The 21111-nt window shown below is 69.6% G+C and carries 20 protein-coding genes; 6 read left to right on the forward strand and 14 right to left on the reverse strand.

Translation table 11 applies throughout. The features are described 5' to 3' along the window. Positions 1-19 precede the first annotated feature (19 nt). The gene (gene nhaA, locus AB4Y91_RS14180) at positions 20-1381 is read right to left on the reverse strand and encodes a Na+/H+ antiporter NhaA (RefSeq protein WP_441419081.1); all 1362 of its coding nucleotides are present in this window, start codon (positions 1379-1381) and stop codon (positions 20-22) included. 97 nt (positions 1382-1478) lie between these two features. Continuing rightward, positions 1479-2276 carry an alpha/beta hydrolase gene (locus tag AB4Y91_RS14185; protein WP_441419082.1) on the reverse strand — a complete coding sequence of 266 codons (798 nt, stop codon included), beginning with the start codon at positions 2274-2276 and terminating at the stop codon, positions 1479-1481. 206 nt (positions 2277-2482) lie between these two features. Between AB4Y91_RS14185 and AB4Y91_RS14190 the strand changes: the two genes are divergently transcribed. After that, positions 2483-3589, forward strand: coding sequence for a GTP pyrophosphokinase (locus tag AB4Y91_RS14190; RefSeq protein ID WP_175322988.1), 1107 nt, complete (start codon positions 2483-2485; stop codon positions 3587-3589). A gap of 37 nt (positions 3590-3626) precedes the next feature. On the opposite strand, the gene AB4Y91_RS14195 is transcribed toward AB4Y91_RS14190, so the two are convergent. Then, entirely contained in the window at positions 3627-3914 is a 288-nt protein-coding gene (locus AB4Y91_RS14195; protein WP_441419083.1) for a protein-tyrosine phosphatase family protein, read from the reverse strand. 282 nt (positions 3915-4196) lie between these two features. On the opposite strand from AB4Y91_RS14195, the gene AB4Y91_RS14200 reads away from it, so the two are divergent. Then, positions 4197-4490, forward strand: a complete 294-nt coding sequence (locus tag AB4Y91_RS14200) for a DUF4287 domain-containing protein (protein WP_441419084.1) — start codon at positions 4197-4199, stop codon at positions 4488-4490. A gap of 24 nt (positions 4491-4514) precedes the next feature. Here the strand turns inward: AB4Y91_RS14200 and AB4Y91_RS14205 are convergent, their stop codons facing one another. Next, positions 4515-6038: a SulP family inorganic anion transporter gene (locus AB4Y91_RS14205; RefSeq protein WP_441419085.1), complete on the reverse strand. Its 1524-nt coding sequence runs from the start codon at positions 6036-6038 to the stop codon at positions 4515-4517. 175 nt (positions 6039-6213) lie between these two features. Here AB4Y91_RS14205 and AB4Y91_RS14210 point away from each other — a divergent pair, with 175 nt between their 5' ends. The 3 genes from AB4Y91_RS14210 to AB4Y91_RS14220 all read left to right on the forward strand — a co-directional run bounded on the left by AB4Y91_RS14210 (position 6214) and on the right by AB4Y91_RS14220 (position 8534). Further along, complete coding sequence (locus AB4Y91_RS14210; RefSeq protein WP_441419086.1) at positions 6214-6633, forward strand: MerR family transcriptional regulator; 420 nt, start codon at positions 6214-6216, stop codon at positions 6631-6633. A gap of 70 nt (positions 6634-6703) precedes the next feature. Then, on the forward strand, positions 6704-7714 hold the full coding sequence (locus AB4Y91_RS14215) for a bile acid:sodium symporter family protein (RefSeq protein WP_441419087.1): 1011 nt from the start codon (positions 6704-6706) through the stop codon (positions 7712-7714). 220 nt (positions 7715-7934) lie between these two features. Continuing rightward, positions 7935-8534, forward strand: a complete 600-nt coding sequence (locus AB4Y91_RS14220) for a DUF6919 domain-containing protein (protein WP_441419088.1) — start codon at positions 7935-7937, stop codon at positions 8532-8534. Positions 8535-8548: 14 nt separating this feature from the next. Here AB4Y91_RS14220 and AB4Y91_RS14225 read toward each other — a convergent pair whose 3' ends face one another. The 5 genes from AB4Y91_RS14225 to AB4Y91_RS14245 form a co-directional block, all read right to left on the reverse strand. Further along, complete coding sequence (locus AB4Y91_RS14225; protein WP_175322995.1) at positions 8549-8845, reverse strand: antibiotic biosynthesis monooxygenase family protein; 297 nt, start codon at positions 8843-8845, stop codon at positions 8549-8551. A 211-nt stretch (positions 8846-9056) separates the two neighbouring features. Next, a complete protein-coding gene (locus AB4Y91_RS14230; RefSeq protein ID WP_441419089.1) occupies positions 9057-10838 on the reverse strand; it encodes an ATP-binding protein in 1782 nt (593 codons plus the stop codon). Beyond that, positions 10838-12532 carry a 5-oxoprolinase/urea amidolyase family protein gene (locus AB4Y91_RS14235; RefSeq protein WP_441419178.1) on the reverse strand — a complete coding sequence of 565 codons (1695 nt, stop codon included), beginning with the start codon at positions 12530-12532 and terminating at the stop codon, positions 10838-10840. The genes AB4Y91_RS14230 and AB4Y91_RS14235 overlap by 1 nt, the downstream gene beginning before the upstream one ends. Positions 12533-12562: 30 nt before the next feature. Beyond that, a complete protein-coding gene (locus AB4Y91_RS14240) occupies positions 12563-13936 on the reverse strand; it encodes an MFS transporter (protein ID WP_441419090.1) in 1374 nt (457 codons plus the stop codon). A 95-nt stretch (positions 13937-14031) separates the two neighbouring features. Next, a complete protein-coding gene (locus AB4Y91_RS14245; protein ID WP_441419091.1) occupies positions 14032-14805 on the reverse strand; it encodes a LamB/YcsF family protein in 774 nt (257 codons plus the stop codon). Positions 14806-14913: 108 nt separating this feature from the next. Here AB4Y91_RS14245 and AB4Y91_RS14250 point away from each other — a divergent pair, with 108 nt between their 5' ends. Continuing rightward, on the forward strand, positions 14914-15600 hold the full coding sequence (locus AB4Y91_RS14250; protein WP_441419092.1) for a GntR family transcriptional regulator: 687 nt from the start codon (positions 14914-14916) through the stop codon (positions 15598-15600). Positions 15601-15630: 30 nt separating this feature from the next. On the opposite strand, the gene AB4Y91_RS14255 is transcribed toward AB4Y91_RS14250, so the two are convergent. From AB4Y91_RS14255 to araA, 5 genes are all read right to left on the reverse strand, one after another. After that, entirely contained in the window at positions 15631-16158 is a 528-nt protein-coding gene (locus AB4Y91_RS14255) for a hypothetical protein (RefSeq protein WP_441419093.1), read from the reverse strand. A gap of 100 nt (positions 16159-16258) precedes the next feature. Next, positions 16259-17440 (reverse strand): galactokinase, encoded by a 1182-nt coding sequence (gene galK / locus AB4Y91_RS14260; protein WP_441419094.1) that lies wholly within the window; start codon positions 17438-17440, stop codon positions 16259-16261. Next, on the reverse strand, positions 17437-18579 hold the full coding sequence (galT, locus tag AB4Y91_RS14265) for a galactose-1-phosphate uridylyltransferase (RefSeq protein ID WP_441419095.1): 1143 nt from the start codon (positions 18577-18579) through the stop codon (positions 17437-17439). The genes galK and galT overlap by 4 nt, the downstream gene beginning before the upstream one ends. Before the next feature lie 90 nt (positions 18580-18669). Further along, entirely contained in the window at positions 18670-19572 is a 903-nt protein-coding gene (locus AB4Y91_RS14270; RefSeq protein ID WP_441419096.1) for an aldose 1-epimerase family protein, read from the reverse strand. Next, on the reverse strand, positions 19569-21089 hold the full coding sequence (araA, locus tag AB4Y91_RS14275) for an L-arabinose isomerase (RefSeq protein ID WP_441419097.1): 1521 nt from the start codon (positions 21087-21089) through the stop codon (positions 19569-19571). Before araA ends, AB4Y91_RS14270 begins: the two co-directional genes overlap by 4 nt. Between the last annotated feature and the right edge of the window lie 22 nt (positions 21090-21111).

Genomic DNA, 21111 nt, shown 5'->3' on the forward strand with positions numbered 1-21111 from the left:
TTCAGCGGCCCGCGCCGTCTCAGCGCTCCGCGCCGCCCTCCTGGTAGACGTCGGGAATCCCGTCATTGTCCGAGTCTCGCCGTTCCTCTTCCTCCGCCAGCCGGTACTGCCGGTTGCGGGTGCGGAGCACCACGCTCGCCAGCAGGGCGGCCAGCAACGACGCCGCCAGGATGCCGACCTTGGCGTGGTCGTCATGGAGGCTGCCGTTGCGGAAGCTGAGCTCCGCCACCAGCAGCGACACGGTGAAGCCGATCCCGGCCAGGATCGAGACGCCGAACACGTCGATCCACTTGAACGAGTTGTCCAGCCGCGCCTTGCTTACCTTGGTGAGCAGCCAGGTGGTGCCCAGGATGCCGGCCGGTTTGCCCAGGACGAGGGCCAGGATGATGCCCACGGCGACCGGGTCCGCCAGCGCCGAGCCCAGCCCGTCCCAGCCGCCCACGGCAACGCCGGCGGAGAAGAAGGCGAAGACCGGCACCGCGACGCCGGCCGAGATCGGCCGGAAGCGGTGCTCGAAGATTTCCGAAAGCCCCGGTCCGGCTTCCGGTCCCCCGCTGGCTTGGGAGCGGAGCACCGGGATCGCGAAGCCGAGCAGGACGCCGGCCACGGTCGCGTGGATGCCCGAGGCGTGCACCAGGGCCCAGGTGGCCAGGCCGAGGGGCAGCAGGATGAACCACGCCGCGGGGGCCTTCAGCCCGAAGAAGCGGCGGTACCGGTGCGCCAGGTAGGTGTACAGGCCCAGGGGCAGCAGTGCCAGCAGCAGGGGGGCCAGCTGGAGGTCGCTGGAGTAAAACACGGCAATGATGGTGATGGCGATCAGGTCATCCACCACGGCGAGGGTGAGCAGGAAGATCCGCAACGCACTCGGCAGGTGCGAGCCGATGATCGCGAGGACCGCGACGGCGAACGCTATGTCCGTGGCGGTGGGGATCGCCCAGCCCCGCAGCGTTTCCGGGCTGCCGAGGTTGACGACGGCGTAGATCACCGCCGGGATGATCACCCCGCCGGCGGCAGCGGCGACCGGCACGATCGACTTGTCCAGCTGGCGAAGGTCGCCGGCCACGAACTCGCGCTTGAGCTCCAGGCCGACCAGGAAAAAGAAGATGGCCAGCAACCCGTCGGCCGCCCACGCCCCGAGACTGAGGTCCAGGTGCCAGGGTTCGTAGCCGATCTTGAAGTCGCGGAGGGCAAAGTAGCTCTCCGACGCCGGCGAGTTGGCCCAGACCAGCGCGGCGAGGGCCGCGAGCACGAGCAAGGCTCCGCCGACGGTTTCCTTACGGAGGATTTCGCCGATGCGCAGGGATTCGGCGTAACTGCCGCGGCCGAAGATCGTCAGGCGCGGCGTGCCGGACGGGGGCGCGGGAGGAGGTGTGTGGCTCATGCGGAGGTCCTCAAATTTGGGTCGACTGAACTATGCCGACCAGACTTCCCGGCGCACCTGAACCCAGTCTATGCGATGACGCGGCTGCCCTCGGGGCTCAGCCCAGCAGCTGCTGCACGAGTTCGCGGCATTTCCGGTAGGCGGCCGCCTTCGGGTCGATCAGCGCAAAGTGGTCGCCGGGGACCTTGAGGAACTGGACCGGGGCGCCGCCGGCCTTGGCCGCGGCGGAGTAGGCCTCGGACTGGCTCATCGGCACGGTATCGTCCTCGGTGGTGTGCACGGCGTACACCGGAACCCGGAGCGGCACCGCGCTCATGGGGTCGGCGAACTTATGCCGTTTGGGGTATTTTTCCGAGGACCCGCCCAGGAAGTTGCTCACCGCGCCGTTGCTGAGGTTGAGCCGCTCTGCCTCGGCCAGGTTCAGCAGCCCGGACTGGCTGACGACGCCGGTGAGGTGCACCGCGCCGTCGACGTCGTCCTTGCGCTGCAGCTGGCGGTCCGCGTCCGGGGCGCCGAGCTGGCCGAGCCGGCTGCGGCCGGCCGCCCAGACGGCCAGGTGCCCGCCGGCGGAGTGGCCGAGCGCAACGACGCGGTCCAGGCCGAGGCCGTGTTCGCCGGCGATGTCGCGGAGCTTGTCGATTCCGGCGAGGACGTCCGCGAAGGTGTGCGGCCAGCCCCCGCCGTTGCCGGCCCGCCGGTATTCCAGGTTCCAGGCGGCCACGCCGTGCGCGGCGAGGTCCTTGGCCAGCGGTTCGCCGAGTTCGGCGCCGTACTGCGAACGCCAATAGCCGCCGTGGATCACCACCACCACGCCCCTCGGCTCGGCCGCGTCCGGGAGGAAAAGTTCCCCCCACTGGCTCGGGTCGTCGCCGTAGTGGTACTTCTGCCGCTTCACTGTGTCCTCCTTGGGGCCCGGTGAACAGGCAGCGACCGCCCCCAGTGTCGCCGCCGCTGCGACCGCGAATAAAGTCCGACGCCGCACATCAGCCATCTGCAGAGCCTACCTTGGGCGCCGAGCGGCGCCGTTGAAGGCGGCGCTGTATTGCCGCCACATGGCGACGCGCCGATCCCGCTGTCACAGCTGCGCCGTAAGCTAGGCCCATGGCTAGCAACTGGGAGCGCCTGGACCCCGCGCTGCGCGAATCCGTGCAGGACAACGTTGAACTCTATGAGCGGGTCCGTCCTGCCCTGAAACTGGTCACCCGCGAGGTGCTGCTGACGCTGCGCGCCATGCTCAAGGGCACCGAGGTGACGCCGCTGTTCGTGACCGGCCGGACCAAGACCGTGGAGTCGTTCCGCGAGAAGATTTCCCGCATTGAGGAGCCGCTGGAGCCGGGCGGGCCGCCGGTGCTGAAATTTCCGGACCCGTTCCGCACGCTCAATGACATGGTCGGCATCCGCGTCATCACCAAGCTCCCGGCCGAAAACGCCGTCGTCGCCAACCTGATCAAGCGCCAGCGCCAGCTTTTCGACTGCCGCGGCGACCGCGAGAAGGACATCGGTTCGATCGAGTCCGGGACCTACGGCTACTCCAGCCGGCACCTGATCCTGCGGACCATCCAGAACGAGGCCGTCAAGGAGTACCAGCAGGTCTTCAACCCGGAGGCGCAGCCCAACGGTAGCTACTTCTTCGAATGCCAGATCCGCACGGTCTTCGCGCACGCCTGGAGCGAGATCGAGCACGACATCCGGTTCAAGGCCGAGGATCCCCGGGCGTGGACCCCGCATTTCGACCGCCAGTTCACCGCCACGGCCGCCATGTTGGAGACCGTGGAGGGTGCCTTCGCGGACCTGCACGAGCGCTACGAGGAGGTCCGCAGCTACTGGGACATGGACGGCGAGGGCGCCGCGCAGCTCACCCCCAACCGGATCCGGGACGTCTGGCGGACGCTGCTGCCGCACGTGGATCGCAAGGTCGACGACGACTGGGGCTGGGCCGCCGAATTGATGGCCGCGCACGGCTTGAACCAGACCGTGCAGCTCGCGGGCCTGCTCAGCGCCAACCGGATCACCGAGGTCCGTAAGGCCCTGGACCACCGCTACTCCCCCGGCCCCGACCGGCTGCTGGACGACCTGCTGCTCTGGCAGTACGGCACGGCGCACATCGACCTCACCGCGGAACCGGCCGACGCCGTCCCGCACCCGCGGCGCGACAGCCTGCTGCGCCGGCTCAAGCAGATCGAGCGCTACCGGCTGACCCAAGGCTAGGGGCGGGGAATCTGCGCATCGCGGATACGTTTACGTCTCAGGAAACTGCCCCGCGGAAACGCGTGACGTAACGCCGCTGCCAGGGCGTTTCCACGGCGCTGCGCCGATAGTTTCGCCGCACGAAGGCGACGGCCTCGGCGGGCGGGACGCCGTCGAGCACCGCGATGCAGGCAAGTGCGGTGCCCGTTCTGCCCCGGCCGGCCCAGCAGGCCACCTCGACCCGCTCCGTTTCCGCGCGCCGCCACGCCTCGCGGAAGGCGTCGAGGGCATCGGCGTCGTCGGCGGAACATGCAGGTCCCGCCAGCGGACCCAGCGGGAGTCCCACTCCGTCGGATGCGGGCGGCTGCCCAGCAGGTACAAGCCGAATTCGGGCCGCGGACCGGACGGAAACGGTGCCAGTAGGCCCCGGCCGCGGATCAGGCGTCCGGAAGGAAGACTGAGCACACCGGGTTGGCCCGGTTCCCATGTCTGCGCCATAGTCCCGAGCGTAGCCCCTCCCGGAATCCGGTTGAAGGATCCCAAATTAGGGCCGGACGGGTCTGGCGGTAACCGATCCCGGTCCCTAGAGTGGCCCGGAACTCCAAGAACCGCTGAAGGGAATCCAAGGATGTCATTCCAGGCGTACCTCGACACGATCGAGGACAAGACCGGGCTTACTCCCCGCCAGCTCCTCGAGCTCGCCCGGCAGAAGGGCTTCGCGGACGCGCCCGCGCAGGCCGGGGAGATCCTCGACTGGCTGAAGACGGATTACGGGCTGGGCCGCGGCCACGGGATGGCACTCGTCCACGTCATCCGGCAGGGCCCCGGCATCAGCAGCAAGCACGTTGGCGCCACCGGCGCGCACAGCGACGAGTCTGACACGCTCTGGCTCGACGGGAAGGCATCCAAGCCGTCCTCGTAGCGCCCGGTTCCTAGTGCCCGGTTCCTAGTGCCCGGCGCCGAGTTTGCCGCCGAGGCGTTCGCGCATGTGGACGCTGGCGTCGTTGAGGCCGACGACCAACACGTCCTTGCCGTGTTGGTGGTATTTCTCAGTGATGGCGTCCAGCGCCGCGATGGTGGAGGCATCCCACAGATGTGAGGCATGCAGGTCGATGACCACGCGCTGGGGGTCCAAGGCGTACTCGAACTGGGTATAGAGGTCGTTTGAGGAAGCGAAGAAGAGTTCCCCGTCGACCCGGTAGGTGGCGACGTGGCCGCCGTCGACCTCTGCCACGGTGCGGTGCACGGTAACGAAGTGAGCGACCCGGCGGGCAAACATCACCATCGCGACCAGCACCCCGACGCCGACGCCGATCGCCAGGTTGTGGGTGGCGACGGTGACGATGACGGTGGCGACCATGACGGCGGTTTCGCTCTTGGGCATCATTTTCAGGGTCCGCGGACGGACACTGTGCCAGTCGAAGGTGGCCACGGAGACGAAAATCATCACGGCAACGAGCGCGGCCATCGGGATCAGCGAGACGATGCCGCCCAAGGCCACCACCAGGATCAGCAGGAAGACACCGGCCAGGAAGGTGGAGATCCGGGTGCGGGCGCCGGAGGCCTTCACGTTGATCATGGTCTGGCCGATCATTGCGCAGCCACCCATGCCGCCGAAGAACCCGGTGACGACGTTTGCCACGCCCTGGCCCCAGGCCTCCCGGGTCTTGGGCGAGCGGGTGTCCGTGATGTCATCGACCAGTTTGGCGGTCATCAGGGATTCGAGCAGCCCCACGAAGGCCATGGCGAGGGCGAAGGGGAAGATAATTTGCAGGGTCTCGAGCGTGAAAGGCACGTTCGGGATGAAGAGCGCGGGCAGCGAATCGGGCAGTGCGCCCTTGTCCCCCACGGTAGGGACGGCGACGGCGGCGAACACCGTGATGAGCGTCAGCGCCACGATAGCGACGAGCGGGGCAGGGACTGCCTTGGTGAGCTTGGGAAGCCCGAACACGATCAGCAGCCCCAGCGCCGTCAACGGGTAGACCAGCCACGGGACGCCGATCAACTCCGGCAACTGCGAGAGGAAAATCAGGATGGCCAGCGCATTGACGAAGCCCACCATCACCGAGCGCGGGATGAAGCGCATCAGCTTGGCAACCCCGGAGAGTCCCAGGATGATCTGGAACAGGCCGGCCAGGATCACCGCGGCGACTAGGTAGTCCAGCCCATGGGACTTCACCAGCGGGGCGATCACCAGGGCGACGGCTCCGGTCGCAGCCGAAATCATTGCCGGCCGGCCGCCGACGAAGGAGATGGTGACGGCCATGGTGAAGGACGCGAAGAGCCCGATTCGCGGATCGACGCCGGCGATAATCGAGAAGGCGATCGCCTCCGGGATCAGGGCCAGCGCGACGACGAGTCCGCCCAGGACCTCTGTCTTCAGCCGCCGAGGGGACAGCAGGGCGCCCCGGACCGATTGCAGCTGTTCGGGAGTGAAGGCCGGGGAATTCCCGGCGGTTTTGACGACCATCGCTGGCTCCGTTCAGGGTCAGGAGGCGCGGCAGGGCCCCTCAGTTGCGAAGAATGCAGGGGCGCAGCACTGCGCCGGCAGGGAGCGGGACCGGCCTTGGCGGTCGCACCACTCCCCACAAACCCTACCCTAACGTGATGGTAGAGTTTCAACTGGACGAAGGAAGGGGTCCCCATTGACGGACGCGAGCCGCAGCACCATGCACATCGGCGAACTGGCAGAACGCACCGGACTGTCCTTGCGGACTATTCGCCATTACGACGATGTCGGGCTGCTCCCCGCGACGGCCCGCACCGGGGGCGGCTTCCGGGTCTATTCCGAGGCTGACGCCGCGCGCCTGATGCTGATCAAGCAAATGAAACCGCTGGGCTTCTCCCTCGAGGAGATGGCCGAAATCCTGGGCCTGCTAAATACGGAGGCCGCCGGCCCCGCTGACACTGCTGGCGCCGACGCCCGGCTGGCTGAATTCCTGGAACGGGCCGAACACCAGCGCGCCAAGATGGCCCGCAACCTGCGCCAGGCGGAGGAGTTCATCGCCATACTGGGCCAGCGAACCCCGTCGCCTAACCCCGCTAGCCCGGCACCGGGGCTTTAAATCTGACATACTCGTCCGCCGATTGGTCATAAAGTGGCCGCATGGCGGACGCTGGTGGCACCATGCTTGGATGCTTGAGGCAACCAAATCCCCACAGTCCGCACCGGAGTCCCGCACTGACGCGGCCAGCCCGGTCAATCCGGCCCTCGCCGCCGAGGCGAAGATCGCCCGCATTGCGGTCACCGTTTTCCCGCTCCTGGTGGTGGTGGCCGGCGTCGCCGGTTTCCTCCTGCCGGGCGCCTTCAAACCGCTCGCTCCGAGCGTGCCGTACCTGCTCGGCATCATCATGTTCTGCATGGGCCTGACCCTGACCCCGCCGGACTTCGCCTCCGTGGCGAAGCGCCCCTGGGCCGTGGTGCTGGGCATCGTGGCGCACTACGTCATCATGCCCGGCGCCGGGTGGCTGATCGCCCAGGCACTGCACCTTGAGCCGGAACTCGCCGTCGGCCTGATCCTGGTCGGCTGCGCCCCTTCGGGCACGGCGTCGAACGTGATGGCGTTCCTGGCCAAGGGCGATGTGGCCCTCTCGGTGGCCGTCGCCTCCGTGTCCACGCTGATCGCCCCGATCGTCACGCCTTTGCTCGTGCTCTTCCTGGCCGGGTCCTACCTTCAGATCGACGCCGCAGGCATGGTGCTGGACATCGTCAAAACCGTGCTGCTGCCGGTAATCGCCGGCCTGCTGGCCCGCCTGTTCCTGAAGAAGGTCGTCGCCAAGGTGCTTCCGGCGCTGCCCTGGGCCTCCGCCGTCGTCATTTCGCTGATTGTGGCAATCGTCGTGGCGGGCAGTGCGAACAAGATCGTGGCCGCCGGCGGCATCGTCTTCCTCGCCGTGGTGCTGCACAACGGCTTCGGCCTGGGCCTGGGCTACCTGGCCGGAAAGCTCGGACGCCTGGACGACAAGGCCCGGCGCGCCCTGGCCTTCGAGGTGGGAATGCAGAATTCCGGCCTCGCGGCGACGCTGGCCACGGCCCACTTCAGCCCGCTGGCGGCCCTGCCGTCGGCCGTGTTCTCGCTCTGGCACAACATCTCCGGCGCCATCGTGGCCGCCTGGCTGGCCCGGCGCCCGCTGCGCGACGCCTGATTCCCGCCGGGGCCCTTCCCGGTTCACATCGATTGCTCCGTAACCGCCGTTTTCAAGCCTCATGACGGCGGTTACGGAGCAATCGACGTTTGACGAGCGGACGTCGATGCTCGGCAGCCGTTCCGTGACGCGGCGCGAAACCTGCCTTGCGGTGGAAGCTCGGGGTCAGCAGGATGAAGTAGACCGGATTCAATGCACGGCAGGGAGGTGGAACTCGCTCATGGACGACCAGTACACAACTGAACGGGACAGCTTCGGCAGGCTGCTGGCGGACCGGCAGGTCTGGCGGCAGGCCACCACGATCCCAGCAGCCGGCGAACTGACGGCACGCTGGCTGGAGGGCCGGAGCCAGTACCAGCCGGGAACGTTCACCCCCGGCATCGATGCGGAGACGGAGGCGATCGCCGGCCAGCTGGCGGCACTCAACCGGAACGGGCTGTTCACCAAGGAGTCGCAGCCCGGGCTCCGCCAGGGCGGCAACGTCCAGCGGGCCTACGTGACGGGCTACTGCACCCCGGAGTCGGCGGGCAGCCTTCTGGACCTCTCCTCGCGGACGGAACTGGTGACGGTGGCACACGCCCCGGGGGAAATGAGCCGCGCCTCGATTCCCGTGACACTGCAGGACGCCGAGATCGTTACCGTGCTGGGCACCAGCGAAAGCCCGATCGAAGCGGACCAGCTCAAAGACTGGTCCGCCGAGGCCAACGAATCGCTGGCGCTGGTGCTGGCCGAGTCCTGGTACGTCGAGATTTTCGACCCCGTCTGGGGCCGGGACGGTGTGCTGCTGGCTGCCGTGCTGGACGCACTGGCACAAAGCTGACGACGGCGGCTGCCTCAGCCGATGCTGGCTGCCTCGTCGAGCGTGCGCGATTCGAAGTGCTCCAGCATCTCGCGCATTGCGTCCACCCCCTGGGTGAAGGTGGCTGATGCCCGCCACTGTTCAATCTGTTCGAGTGATTCCCAGGGGCCGGTGCTGATGAACCGGTTCCTGACGTCATGGTCGTGCATCAGCACGGCCTTGGTGTTGGGATAGTCCTCCTGCGTTTTCCTCGCCAAATCCCGCCAGGCCTGGACAAAATCATTCTCGCGTCCCGGGTGGACCAGCCAGATTCCAAGCGTGTAGACAGACATGGCTGCCGCCTTCCATTCTCCGTACGGGGTTGATACCGCCGATTATGTTCCCGGGACGCGCGTGGCGGTAGGGCCGGACTGCCCGGCGGTACGGCCGAAAGCTCGGAAGGCGGCCCGCTCGACGGACGAGCATGCCCAGCCCTGAGCGCCGGGGTTGGACATAGTGGCACTATGTCCACCCGCCGGCTCGGGAGGTGGGCATGTCCCGCGGCTACCCGATCAGCGCCAGCACCGCTCCGGCCGTGACCACGCCGCCGGCTTCGGCCCGGACGTCGGTCACCGTTCCGTCCCGGTGTGCGGCGACCTGGGTTTCCATCTTCATCGCTTCGAGCACGACGACGGGTTCCCCCGCCGCGACCTCGGCCCCCGGCGCGACGAGCCACTTCACCACGGTCCCGGCCATGTGGGCCCGCAGTTCCCCCGGATCCGCGGGCGCGGCAGCGCCGCCGTCGGACGCGGTCCCCGGTGAGCCCTCCGGCGAGCCCCCAAGCGAAACTCCGGCAGGCAGCGCCCGGCCGGACCGCGCCCAGCCGTCCAGCAAATCCGCCGGCAGCCCGACGGCGAGCCGCTTGCCGTCGACCTCGACCGTGATGGTGCGGCGTTCGCCGTCGGGCGCCGTGGTGCTATAGCCGGGGTCTGCCGGAATCCGGTCAGCGAAGTCGGTCTCGATCCAGCGGGTGTGGATTCCCAGCCCGGCCTCGGAGGTGAAGTCCGGGGACTCCAGCACGGCCCGGTGGAACGGCAGCACGGTGGCCACCCCGGTGATGCTGAGCTCCGCGAGGGCGCGGCGGGCGCGGCGCAGGGCCTGCTGCCGGTCCGCGCCGGTGACGATCAGCTTGGCCAGCAGCGAGTCGAACTGCGGCGGGACAAACGAGCCGGAGCGGACGCCGGAGTCGAGCCGGACCCCCGGGCCGGTGGGGCCGGAGAACCCGGTCACGGTGCCCGGCGAGGGGAGGAAGCCGCGGCCCACGTCCTCGGCGTTGAGCCGGAATTCGAAGGAGTGGCCGCGGGGTGCCGGGTCCCCGGTGAGCCGCAGCGGCTCCCCGGCCGCGATGCGGAACTGCTCCTGCACCAGGTCGATCCCGGTGGTTTCCTCGGTGATGGGGTGCTCCACCTGCAGGCGGGTGTTGACCTCCAGAAAGGCGACCGTGCCGTCGGCGGCGACGAGGAATTCCACCGTGCCGGCGCCGGAGTAGCGGGCTTCCCGGCAGACCGCCTTGGACGCCCGGTAGATCTGCTCGGTCTGCTCTTCCGTGAGGAAAGGTGCGGGGGCTTCCTCGACGAGTTTCTGGTGCCTGCGCTGCAGCGAGCAGTCGCGGGTCCCGACGACGACGACGTTCCCGTGGGTGTCCGCCAGGACCTGGGCCTCCACGTGCCGGGGCCGGTCAAGGTAGCGCTCCACGAAGCACTCGCCGCGGCCGAAGGCGGCGACGGCCTCGCGGACGGCGGAGTCGAAGGCCTCCTCGATTTCGTCGAGCGCGCGGACCACCTTCATGCCGCGGCCGCCGCCGCCGAACGCCGCCTTGATCGCGATCGGCAGTCCATGCTGCTCGGCGAAGGCGCGGGCTTCGGCGGCGGAACCGACCGGGCCGTCGCTGCCGGCCACGAGGGGCGCCCCGGCGCGGACGGCGGTTTCACGGGCGGTGATCTTGTTGCCAAGCAGCCGGATGGCGTCGGGCGCGGGCCCGATCCAGGTCAGTCCGGCGTCGAGGACGGCCTGGGCGAACTCGGCGTTCTCGGACAGGAAGCCGTAGCCGGGGTGAATGGCATCGGCGCCGGATTCGGCGGCCGCGGCCAGCAGTTTGGGGATGTTCAGGTAGGTGTCGGCGGGCGAATTGCCGCCCAGGGCGAAGGCCTCGTCCGCCGCGGAGACGTGCACCGCATCGGCATCGATGTCCGCGTAGACGGCGACGGACGCCAGCTGGGCGTCGTCGCAGGCCCGGGCGATCCGGACGGCGATTTCGCCGCGGTTGGCGATCAGGACCTTGCGCATCAGTTACTCACTTCTTCGTCGGGGGCTTTTTCGGCGGGGGTGCGGTCGGAGGTGGCGGGGCCGGTGGTGCCGGAGTCCGCCCAGCGGAAGCGGATGGTCCCGCCGATCGGGACCTGCGCGGCGAGGTCCAGTTGCGAGTCGACGACGACGGCGATCACGGGGTAGCCGCCGGTGATGGGGTGGTCGGCGAGGAAGAGCACCGGCAGGCCTTCGGGCGGGATCTGCAGCGCACCCGCGACGGTCCCTTCGCTGGCCAGCTCCCCGTCCCGGGTGCGCTGCAGCGGTGTTCCGTCGAGCCGCATGCCCACCCGGTTGGACTGCGGCTTGACCAGCCACTCCTGGGCGGTAAGCGACTCCAGCGCCTCGGCGTCGAACCAGTCAGCGCGCGGGCCGGGGACGACGTCGAGCACGGTCACCCCGGTGCCGGGGAACTCGGGCTGCAGTTCCGGGTGGCCGACGACGCCGGACTCGGAGTCGCCGCCGGTGGCCAGGAGCTGCCGCGCGGTCAGCGGCGCCGGGCCGATCCCGGACATCGTGTCGGTGGAGCGGCTGCCGAGGACCGGGGCGGCATCCACGCCGCCGCGGACCGCGAGGTAGCTGCGGAAGCCGCTCTCCGGCGCGCCGATGCTGAGCGTCTCGCCGTCAAGCAGGGCGAACGGGGTGGCCATCGGCACGGTACGGCGGTCGGGCTCCGCGTCAGGGCGGCCCGGGGTGGTGATGGCCAGTTCCGACGGCGCCCCGGCGACGGCCAGGACCTGGTCCCCGACGGCCTGGACCGTGAGCCTGCCGGCGGCGGTCTCGATCGCCACTGTCTCAATACCGGCTGCGCCGGGCGCGTTGCCGACGAGGCGGTTGGCGCGGCGCAGCGAGGCGCGGTCCAGGGCGCCGGCGGCGGAGACACCCAGTCCGGAGTGGCCGTGGCGTCCGAGGTCCTGGATCAGGCTCTGCAGGCCGGGCGAGACGATCCGGAGTCCCGAAGTCACCTCCGGCGCGGGGGTCTCGGGCTGCGGTTCCGGGGCAAGCGCCACCGTCTCCCGGACCGCGCGGAACTGGATCCGATGGCCGGGCGCGGCCAGGGCGGGCTGCTCGCGGTCCAGGTCCCACATCCGGGCGGCGGTGTGGCCGATCAGCTGCCAGCCGCCGGGTGAGCGGCGCGGGTACACGGCCGAGTACGTTCCGGCCAGCGCCACGGCACCTGCGGGAACGGCGGTGCGCGGGGAACTGCGGCGGGGAACGTTGAGGACTTCGTTCTCCCCGACGAGGTAGCCGAATCCCGGGGCGAATCCGGCGAAGGCCACCGTCCACTGCTGGCGGCAATGGGCGGCGATCACGCCCTCGATCCCGAGCCCGGTCAGCTCCGCCACTTCGGCGAGGTCCGCGCCGTCGTACACGGTGTCGATGACCACGAGGCCGCCGTCGCGCTGCACCGGGGCGGTGAGGTCGAGCTGCAGCAGCTGCGCGGCGATCCGGCGGGCGGCGACGGGCGAGTCGGCCGTAACCATGACGGTTTCGGCGGCGGCGAGCACGTCCAGTTGCCCGGGCAACGGGTGCTCAAGGAGCAGCGCCTGCAGCGCCAGCACGCCTTCGGTGCCGGTGAGTTCTGCGAGCACCGCGCGGGTGCCCACCGCCCGCACCGCGTTCACTTTGTGGACGGCCGCCTGCCGCGCTGCCACCGTTTCCATTGCTGTCTCCATCATTGCCGCCGTCTCCAGGGTCCGCGCCGTTTAGGCGCGGGCTTCCTGCAGCAGCCGCTCTTCCTCGGCTGTCTGCGGGTTCCGGCCGATCGCCAGGCCTAACACCGTCACCACGGCGGAGACCGCGAGGTAGCCCGCGATCAGGAACCAGTTGCCGGTGGCGGCGTAGAGCGCCGTAAAGACCAGCGGGGCAATGGCGCCGCCGATCACGCCGGCGAGGGTGTAGGCCAGCGAGCTGCCGGCGTAGCGCAGCCGGGCCGGGAACTGCTCGGTGATGTAGGCGGCCTGCGGGCCGTACATGAACGCGTGGAAGGCAAGGCCGATTACGACGCCGATGGTGAGCATCAGCACGGACTTGCCTTGGATCATCAGGAAGAACAGCGGGATGTAGAGGGCCGTGCCAACGGCGGCGATGCCGTAGACGAGGCGCCGGTTGAAGCGGTCCGTCAGCGCGCCGGCGGCCGGGATCAGGGCGAGCTGGAAAGCCGAGCCGATCAGGATGGCGCCGAGGACGTTGCCGGTGGTCATGCCCAGCTGCTTGGTGGCATAGAGGGCGACGAAGACAGTGAAGAGGGAGTAGAGCACGTCGGGGCAGATGCGGGACAGGGCGGCTGCCAGCAGCGCGCGGGGTTCCTTGGTGAAGACCTCTTTGATGGGGGCCTTGGGGGCCTCGCCGTGGGCCTGGATGGCCTTGAAGACGGGGGTTTCTTCGAGCTTGAGTCGGATCAGGAGGCCGAAGACCACCAGCAGGGCGGAGGCCAGGAAGGCCACGCGCCAGCCCCAGGACAGGAACGCCTCGTTACTGAGGGTTGCCGCGAGGAGGGCCAGCACACCGTTGGCCATCAGGTTGCCGGCCGGCGGGCCGATCTGGGCTGCCGAGGACCAGAAGCCGCGCTTGCGGGCGTCGCCGAATTCGCTGGAGAGCAGGACGGCTCCGCCCCATTCGCCGCCGACGCCGATGCCCTGCGCCAGGCGCAGCAGCACCAGGATCGCCGGAGCCGCGACGCCGATCGCGGAGTAGTCGGGGAGGGCGCCAATGAGTACCGTGGCGACGCCGATAAGCATCAGTGTGACCACCAGGACGTGCTTGCGGCCGATCCTGTCGCCGAGCCGGCCGAAGATGACGCCGCCGATCGGGCGGGCCAGGTAGCCGACGGCGAAGGTGGAGAAGGACAGCAACAGGCCGACCAGCTCGTCGCCCACCGGGAAGAAGATCTTGGGGAAGATCAGCGCCGACGCCACGGAGTAGATCGCGAAGTCGTAGTACTCCAGCGAGGTGCCGGTGAGGCTTGCGATGTAGGCCTTGAGGGCGCCAGGGGGCAGGTTCCTCTTGCCGGGCCTCTTGCCAGGCCTCTTGCCGGGCCTCTTGCTTGCGGCCGGGGCGGCCTGGTGCGGTGCGGTCATGATGTTCCTCCAGATGCGGGTGCTGCCTGTGCTGGGTGGGTGTGCTGAAGTCGCGCCGGGCTCAAGACGCAGCGCCGGTGAGGCTGTTGGTGTTCCTAGATGAATGAGGCGGTGCCGATGCCGGCAGCGCTAAGCGCTTCGCGAACCGCGGCTGCCATGGCTACGGCTCCCGGGGAGTCGCCGTGGACGCAGATGCTTTCGGCCCGGATTTTCAGGATGGAGCCATCGATGGTGCGGACGGCTGAATCGGTGGCCATCCGGAGGACATGTTCGGTGACCTCGGTGTGGTCGTGCAGCACGGCTCCGGGGAGGGTGCGGGAAACCAGGGTGCCGTCGCGGTTGTAGGCGCGGTCCGCGAAGGCTTCGGTGACCGCCCGGATCCCGGCCGCCCCTGCCAGGCGAAGCACTTCCGAGCCCGGCAGGCCCAGGATGGGCAGGTTCGGATCCACGGACTTCACCGCGTCGACGACGGCCCGCGCCTGCGCGGTGTGCGCGACGATCGCGTTGTACAGGCCGCCGTGCGGCTTGACGTAGCTGACCTGGCCGCCTTCCGCGGCGGCCAGGGCCTGCAGCGCACCGATCTGGTAGACGACGTCGTCCGCCAGCTCGTTCGGATCGATGTCGAGGAAGCGGCGGCCGAAGCCGGCCAGGTCGCGGTAGCCGACGTGGGCGCCGATCCTGACGCCGGCGGCGACCGCCTCGCGGCAGGTCCGCCGGATGACGCTGGGGTCTCCGGCGTGGAAGCCGCAGGCCACATTGGCGCTCGAAACGGAGCGGAACATTGCTGTGTCGTCACCGAGGCTCCAGCGTCCGTAAGACTCGCCGACGTCGCTGTTCAGGTCGATGGTGTTTAGCCCGGTGTGTGCCATTTGTGATCCTCGTCTCAGTGCTTGGCCCCCTCTTAGGATGCACTATCCAGTCGGATTGTTCAACAATCCGACGATTCCTGTTTTGGACAATCGTGTACATTCGGCACTATGACGACTTCCGAAGCCGGCCCGCGCGCCCTGGCGGCCGCGGCGCGGCTGCGCATCGCCGTCCCCTCCGTGGCGGACCGGGTCGCGGCCGAACTCCGCCAGCAACTGGCCGACGGAGTGCTGCTGCCGGGCACCCGGCTGACCGAGTCGACGATTGCCGAAGACCTGGGCGTCTCACGCAACACCGTGCGGGAGGCCTTCGCCGAACTGGCCGCGGAGCGCCTGGTGGTCCGGCAGCCCAACCGCGGAGTGTTCGTGGCCAGCCTGGCCCCCGGCGACATCCACGATGTGTACACGGTGCGGCGCGCCGTCGAGGTCGCAGCCCTGCGCGGCGGAGGCACTCCGGAGCGCGTGGCCGCGGTCCGTGCCGCGGTCGAGGAAGGCAAGGCCGCGGCGGCCGCCGACGACGAGGAGGCTCTGGGCACCGCCAACCAGCACTTCCACCGCGCGATCGTGGCGCTGGCTGGCAGCCGCCGACTAGACACGATCATGTCGCAGGTTCTCGCCGAGATGCGGCTGTTCTTCCACAAGGCCACCGTGGACGCGCACTTCTACCGGAGCTACCTCGACGACAACGAGCACATCTGCGCCGCACTGGAAGCCGGCGAGCCTGACCGCGCAGCGGAGCTCCTGCTGGCCTACCTCGACCGCTCGGAACAGAAGCAGAGCGCCGTCCACGGCGCGTGAGGTCCCCGGGCGGCGGCCGTCAGGCGGATGTCACAGGCATTCGTCCACGATCTTGCCGGCCACTCCGCCGATGATGGTGCCAAGCCCGGCACCAGCGGCCCCCCCGAGGATGCCGCCGATCGCTGCGCCCGCCCCCGCCAGGGTCTCCTGCCAGTTCCCGCCGGACTTTTTGTAGACAACGCCGGTGCTGCCTCCGCCACCGTCCTCCGTAACGTCGCCGGACAGATAGGAGCCGGCCGACGCCGATGCGAAGGCGAGCGCTACCGGGCTGGCACCTGGTTGCAGGAGCAATTGGTCATAGGATTTCCGGACCTCGTGGTACGCCGCGGATGCCTCCTTCTTGCCGGAGCTGGCGGCAAATCCTTCCTCACAGATCCGGACCAGGACCGGGAGGTCCGCTTCCGTGATCAGCCCCATCTCCAGGAGCTTGTTCAGGATGATTTTGGTTGCCTTCAGCCGGTCGCCTTTGGCCTCCCGCATGATGCGTGCGGTCTCCCGTGAAACCGCGAACTGCAGGTCTCCTGCCCCGACTCCCAGCACCTGCTTTTTGTCCAACATTGTGCCCACCTCCATCAACTAGCGTCCTGCAAGTGCGCACAGGTTACGCCCGGGGAGGGGCTTCCGGAAGGCCCCGCGGGTTCCGCGACAGACCCCCGGCTCAGAGCCGCCGGGCTCCCGCGGCGGGGCGCGCGGCAAAGATCTCCGGCGCCCCGAATCCCTGCCCGGCAAAGGCCCGCAGCACGGCCTCTTCCACTCCCCGGGCTTCGGCCGCGGGAACCAGCGCGATGGCGGAGCCGCCAAACCCGCCCCCGGTCATCCGGGCGCCGATGGCCCCGGCGCCGCGGGCGGCGTCCACCGCGAGGTCCAGTTCCGCGCAGGAAATCTCAAAGTCGTCCCGCATGGAGCGGTGGCTCGCGTCCAGCAATTCGCCGATCGCCGCTGCGCCCCGGCTCTCCAGCAACGCGACGGTCCGTGCCACGCGGTCGTTTTCGTGGACGATGTGGCGGACCCTCCGGAAGGTTTCCCCGTCGAGAATACTTTCGGCGCGGGTTAGATCAGTGACGTCGAGGTCCCGCAGGGCACCCACGCCCATCAGCTCGGCACCCCGGGCGCAGGAGGCCCGCCGCGCCGCGTAGCCTCCGTTGGCATGGGCATGCGAGACCTTCGTGTCGATCACCAGGCACACCAGGCCGGCCCCCTCCAGTCCCAGCGGTACCCGGCGAAAGCTTCCGTCGCGGCAGTCCAGGTAAACCGCGCAGTCCTGGGCGCCCAGCATCGAGGCGTACTGGTCCATGATCCCGGTGGGGGCTCCGACCACGTTGTTCTCCGCCCGCCGCCCGACGTCCGCCAACTCGGTGGCGCCCAACTTCGCCCCGGCGAGCTCGGCGAGGGCGGATGCGACGGCGCACTCCAGCGCCGCCGACGAGGAAAGCCCCGCGCCGACCGGGACGTCCGAGGACACCAACAGCTCGAAGCCCGGGACGGAAACCCCGGCCCGCCCGAGCTCCCAGGCAACGCCGGCCGGGTAGGCGGACCAAGCCCCCGCTGGCCCGGGTGCGAAGGTGGCGGGGTCGAAGGTGTTCAGGTCAAACTCGACGGGCGCCGCCCCGGCGAAGGCGGATGCCAGCAGCACGCGGCGGTCATTGCGTGCGGCCACCGCGACCGTCGTCGCCCGGTCGATCGCGAACGGTAGAACCAGGCCCTCGTTGTAGTCGGTGTGCTCGCCGATCAGGTTCACCCGGCCCGGAGCCTGCCACAGCCCGTCCGGGGCATGCCCGAAGTGCGCGGTGAAGGCGTCGGCAAGCTTTACGGCGGGTCCCGCGGTTTCCGTCGGTGTCATGGCGTTCCTGTCCTGCCCGGGACGGTGTCCCGCAGCGCGGCGGCGACCTGTTCCGGTGTGGTGTCGTTGATGAAGGCGCCCATCGCGGCCTCGGAGCCGGCGAGGAATTTGAGCTTGTCCGCGGCCCGGCGTGGCGAGGTGATCTGCAGGTGGAGGTATCCGGAGCGGCGCAGGACCGGGTCCACCGGAGCCTGGTGCCAGGCGCTGATATACGGCGTCGGGGTGCCGTAGAGACCGTCGAGGCGGCCCAGGAGGTCCGGATACAGCACGGCCAGCTCGTCGCGTTCGGCACCGTTCAACGCCGCGAGGTCGGCCACCTGGCGGTGCGGGACGAGGTGGATTTCGAGCGGCCAGCGCGCCGCGAACGGCACATAGGCGCTGAAGTGCTCGCCTTCGACCAGCATCCGCGAGCCGTCGGCCCGTTCGCCGGCCAGGATGTGCCCGGTGAGGGTCCGTCCCGTGTCCGCGAGGAAGGCCTCGGCGGCCCTGGCCATCACCGCGGCCCGCGGCGTGAGGTACGGGTAGGCGTAGATCTGCCCGTGCGGGTGGTGCAGGGTCACGCCGATGTCCTGGCCGCGGTTTTCGAAGCAGAACACCTGCTGGACCCCGGGCAGCGCGCTGAGGGCTTCGGTACGGTGCGCCCACGCGTCGATCACGGTGCGGACCCGCCGGGTGCCCAGATCGGCGAAAGCGCCGGTGTGGTCAGGGGTGAACGCCACCACTTCACAGCGGCCGCCGGCAGTCCCGCGGGTTCCCCAGCCGGGCGAGGACGGTGCGGCGGCGAGGTCTGGCCCCAGCGAGGGGAAACGGTTTTCGAAGACGACGACGTCGTAGTCCGGCGCCGGGATCTCCGAGGGCCGGTCCGGGGTGCTGGGGCAGAGCGGGCATTCGTCCGCCGGCGGCAGGTGCGTCCGGTGCTGGCGGTGGGCCGCCACCGCCACCCACTCCCCGGTCAGCGCGTCGAAGCGGAGCTCACCGGAGGGGCCCCGCTCGGGCAGCGCCCGGGAGTCTTCCGTGCGGCGCTGCTGGGCGCGCGCGCCGTCGTCGAAGTAGAGCAGCTCCCGCCCGTCGGCGAGGCGCGTGCTGCTGACCGCCGTCAGCGATGCGGGGGCATCTTCCCGGCTGGTGCTGCTGGTCATGGTGTCGTCCTTGCGCGGATTGGGTGAAGCGGAATTGGGAGGGCGGAAATCGGGGAGGCGGGATGCGAAACGGGGCCGGGCGGGCCGCCGCTAAACGGCGAAGATGCTCCACGAGGCCCGGTGCGAGGCCCCCGGCTCCAGCCGCACCAGGTCCTGTCCGCTGTTGAAGGCATCCGGCGGGCAGCTCATCGGCTCGACGGCGAGCCCGGCCCTGCCGGTCGCGCGCGGCTCGGTGTCGCCGGTGAACAGCTGCAGCCAGGGCAGGCTCCGGTCCCAGGACATTCCGACGCCGTTGCCGCCGGGGTCCCGGACGGTCAGCCGGGCGCGGCCGGCGTCGTCGAAGCCCAGCCCGGTGAAGGCGTTGTCGATCTTCGTCGCGCCGATGGGACGCGGGGTGCGGAAGTTGAAGGCGTGCCCGCGCACCGGCTGCGGCCCTAGGGGCAGGCGCCGTTCCGGATCGGCCGCCAGGAAGGTGTCGGCCGAAAATTCCAGGGTCCACTCGTCCAGCGGTGCGGGACCGGCCAGCAGGTACGGATGCGGGCAGATGCCGTACGGCGCGGCCCGGTCCCCCGTGTTGGTGGCGGTCACCTCGGCGTGCAGGCCGTCCCCGTCCAGCCGGTAGCTGGCGGTGAGCCGGACCGCGAAGGGGTAGCCCGGCGCCGGGCCGAGGGTGCAGGCCAGCACCAGCGAGGACTCCCCCCGGGCCTCGGCTGTCCAGTCCTCGCCGAGGCCCAGGCCGTGCAGGGCGCAGCGGCGTTCGGGTTCGTTGACCGGCAACCGGTGGCTTCCGCCGTCGAAACTGTAGCGGCCGTCGGGAATCCGGTTCGGCCAGGGGGCCGCGATGATGCCGCGGAAGTCCGGGATCGGGCCGCCGGCCGGGAACGGGAGCACCAGATCGCGGTCCCCGTGCCGCAACTGGCGCAGGGCGCCGGCCCGCGCGGTAAACACGGCACTGTACCCGTCCGCCTCGATCCGGTGGTCGGCCCAGGTCACAGGCCGCCGGCCAGCCGGTAGTACGCCGCATTCCAGTTCAGTTCCTTCTTGAACTGCTTGATCGTGGTGCCCTCGTCGATGGCCAGCAGCTCGGTGCGGGCGATCTCGGCAAAGTCCTCGAAGACCTCCATGCCGACGGCGGTGGTCAGCACGGTGTGGTGGGCCGCGCCGGCGGTCAGCCAGGCAGTCGCGGAGGTGGCGAAGTCCGGCTTGGGCGACCAGAGGGCGCGCGCCACAGGAAGCTTCGGCAGCGGTTCGTCCAGGTCCACGACGTCGACGGCGTTTGCGACCAGGCGGAAGCGGTCGCGCATGTCCGAGAGCGCCACCACGACGCCGGGCCCGGCGTCCGTGTCGAAGACCATCCGGACGGGGTCCTCCTTGCCGCCGATGCCGAGCGGGTGGATCTCGACGCGCGGCTTGGAGGCGGTCAGCGAGGGGCAGACCTCCAGCATGTGGGCGCCCAGGATTTTCTCCTGGCCGGGGGTGAGGTGGTACGTGTAGTCCTCCATGAGGGAGGCTCCGCCGGGCAGGCCGGCGCCCATGACCTTGGCCGCGCGGACCAGGAGCGCGGTCTTCCAGTCGCCTTCGGCGCCGAAGCCGTAGCCGTCCGCCATCAGCCGCTGGACGGCCATGCCGGGCAGCTGCCGCAGCGCGCCAAGGTCCTCGAAGGAGGTGGTGAACGCGGCGGAGCCGTTGGCCTCAAGGAAATGCCGCAGGCCCAGCTCAATCCGGGCGCTGTAGCGCAGCGACTCGTGCCGCGCTCCCCCGGCCTTCAGCTCGGCGGCCACCTCGTAAAGCCGATCGTACTCCGCCACCAGCGCGTCGACGTCGGACTCCGCGGCGCCGTGAACGGCGTCCGCGAGCTCGTTGACGGACCAGGTGTTGACCGAGACGCCGAAGCGCAGTTCGGCCTCGGTCTTGTCGCCCTCGGTGACGGCCACGTTGCGCATGTTGTCCCCGAAGCGGGTCAGTTTGAGCGTCCGCACCGCGGCCCAGCCGGCGGAGGCGCGCTGCCACACCCCCACCTGGCGGGTGACCTCGGGGTTGGACACGTGGCCCACCACCGTCTTGCGCGGGATGCCCAGCCGCGACTGGATGTAGCCGAATTCCCGGTCGCCGTGCGCGGCCTGGTTCAGGTTCATGAAGTCGAAGTCGATCTCCGCCCAGGGGAGTTCCACGTTGGCCTGGGTGTGCAGGTGCAGCAACGGCTTGCGCAGCAGGTCCAGGCCCTGGATCCACATCTTCGCCGGCGAGAACGTGTGCATCCAGGCGGTCACGCCGATCACCGCGTCGTCGGAGTTCGCCTCGAGGGCGGTCCGCCGGATCGCGTCCGAGTCGGTCAACACGGGTTTCCAGACCACCCGGACCGGGACGTCGGAGGAGCTGTTGAGCTGGCGGGCGATCTCCTGCGACTGCTCCGCCACCTGCTTTAGGACGGCTTCGCCGTAGAGGTGCTGGCTGCCGGTGAGGAACCAGACCTCGTAGGGCTCAAGGGAGGTGTTGTGGGCGTGGGTCATGGGTTTCTCCTGGAAATTCTTG

The organism is Arthrobacter sp. YAF16, from assembly GCF_052113385.1.
GTDB lineage: Bacteria > Actinomycetota > Actinomycetes > Actinomycetales > Micrococcaceae > Arthrobacter.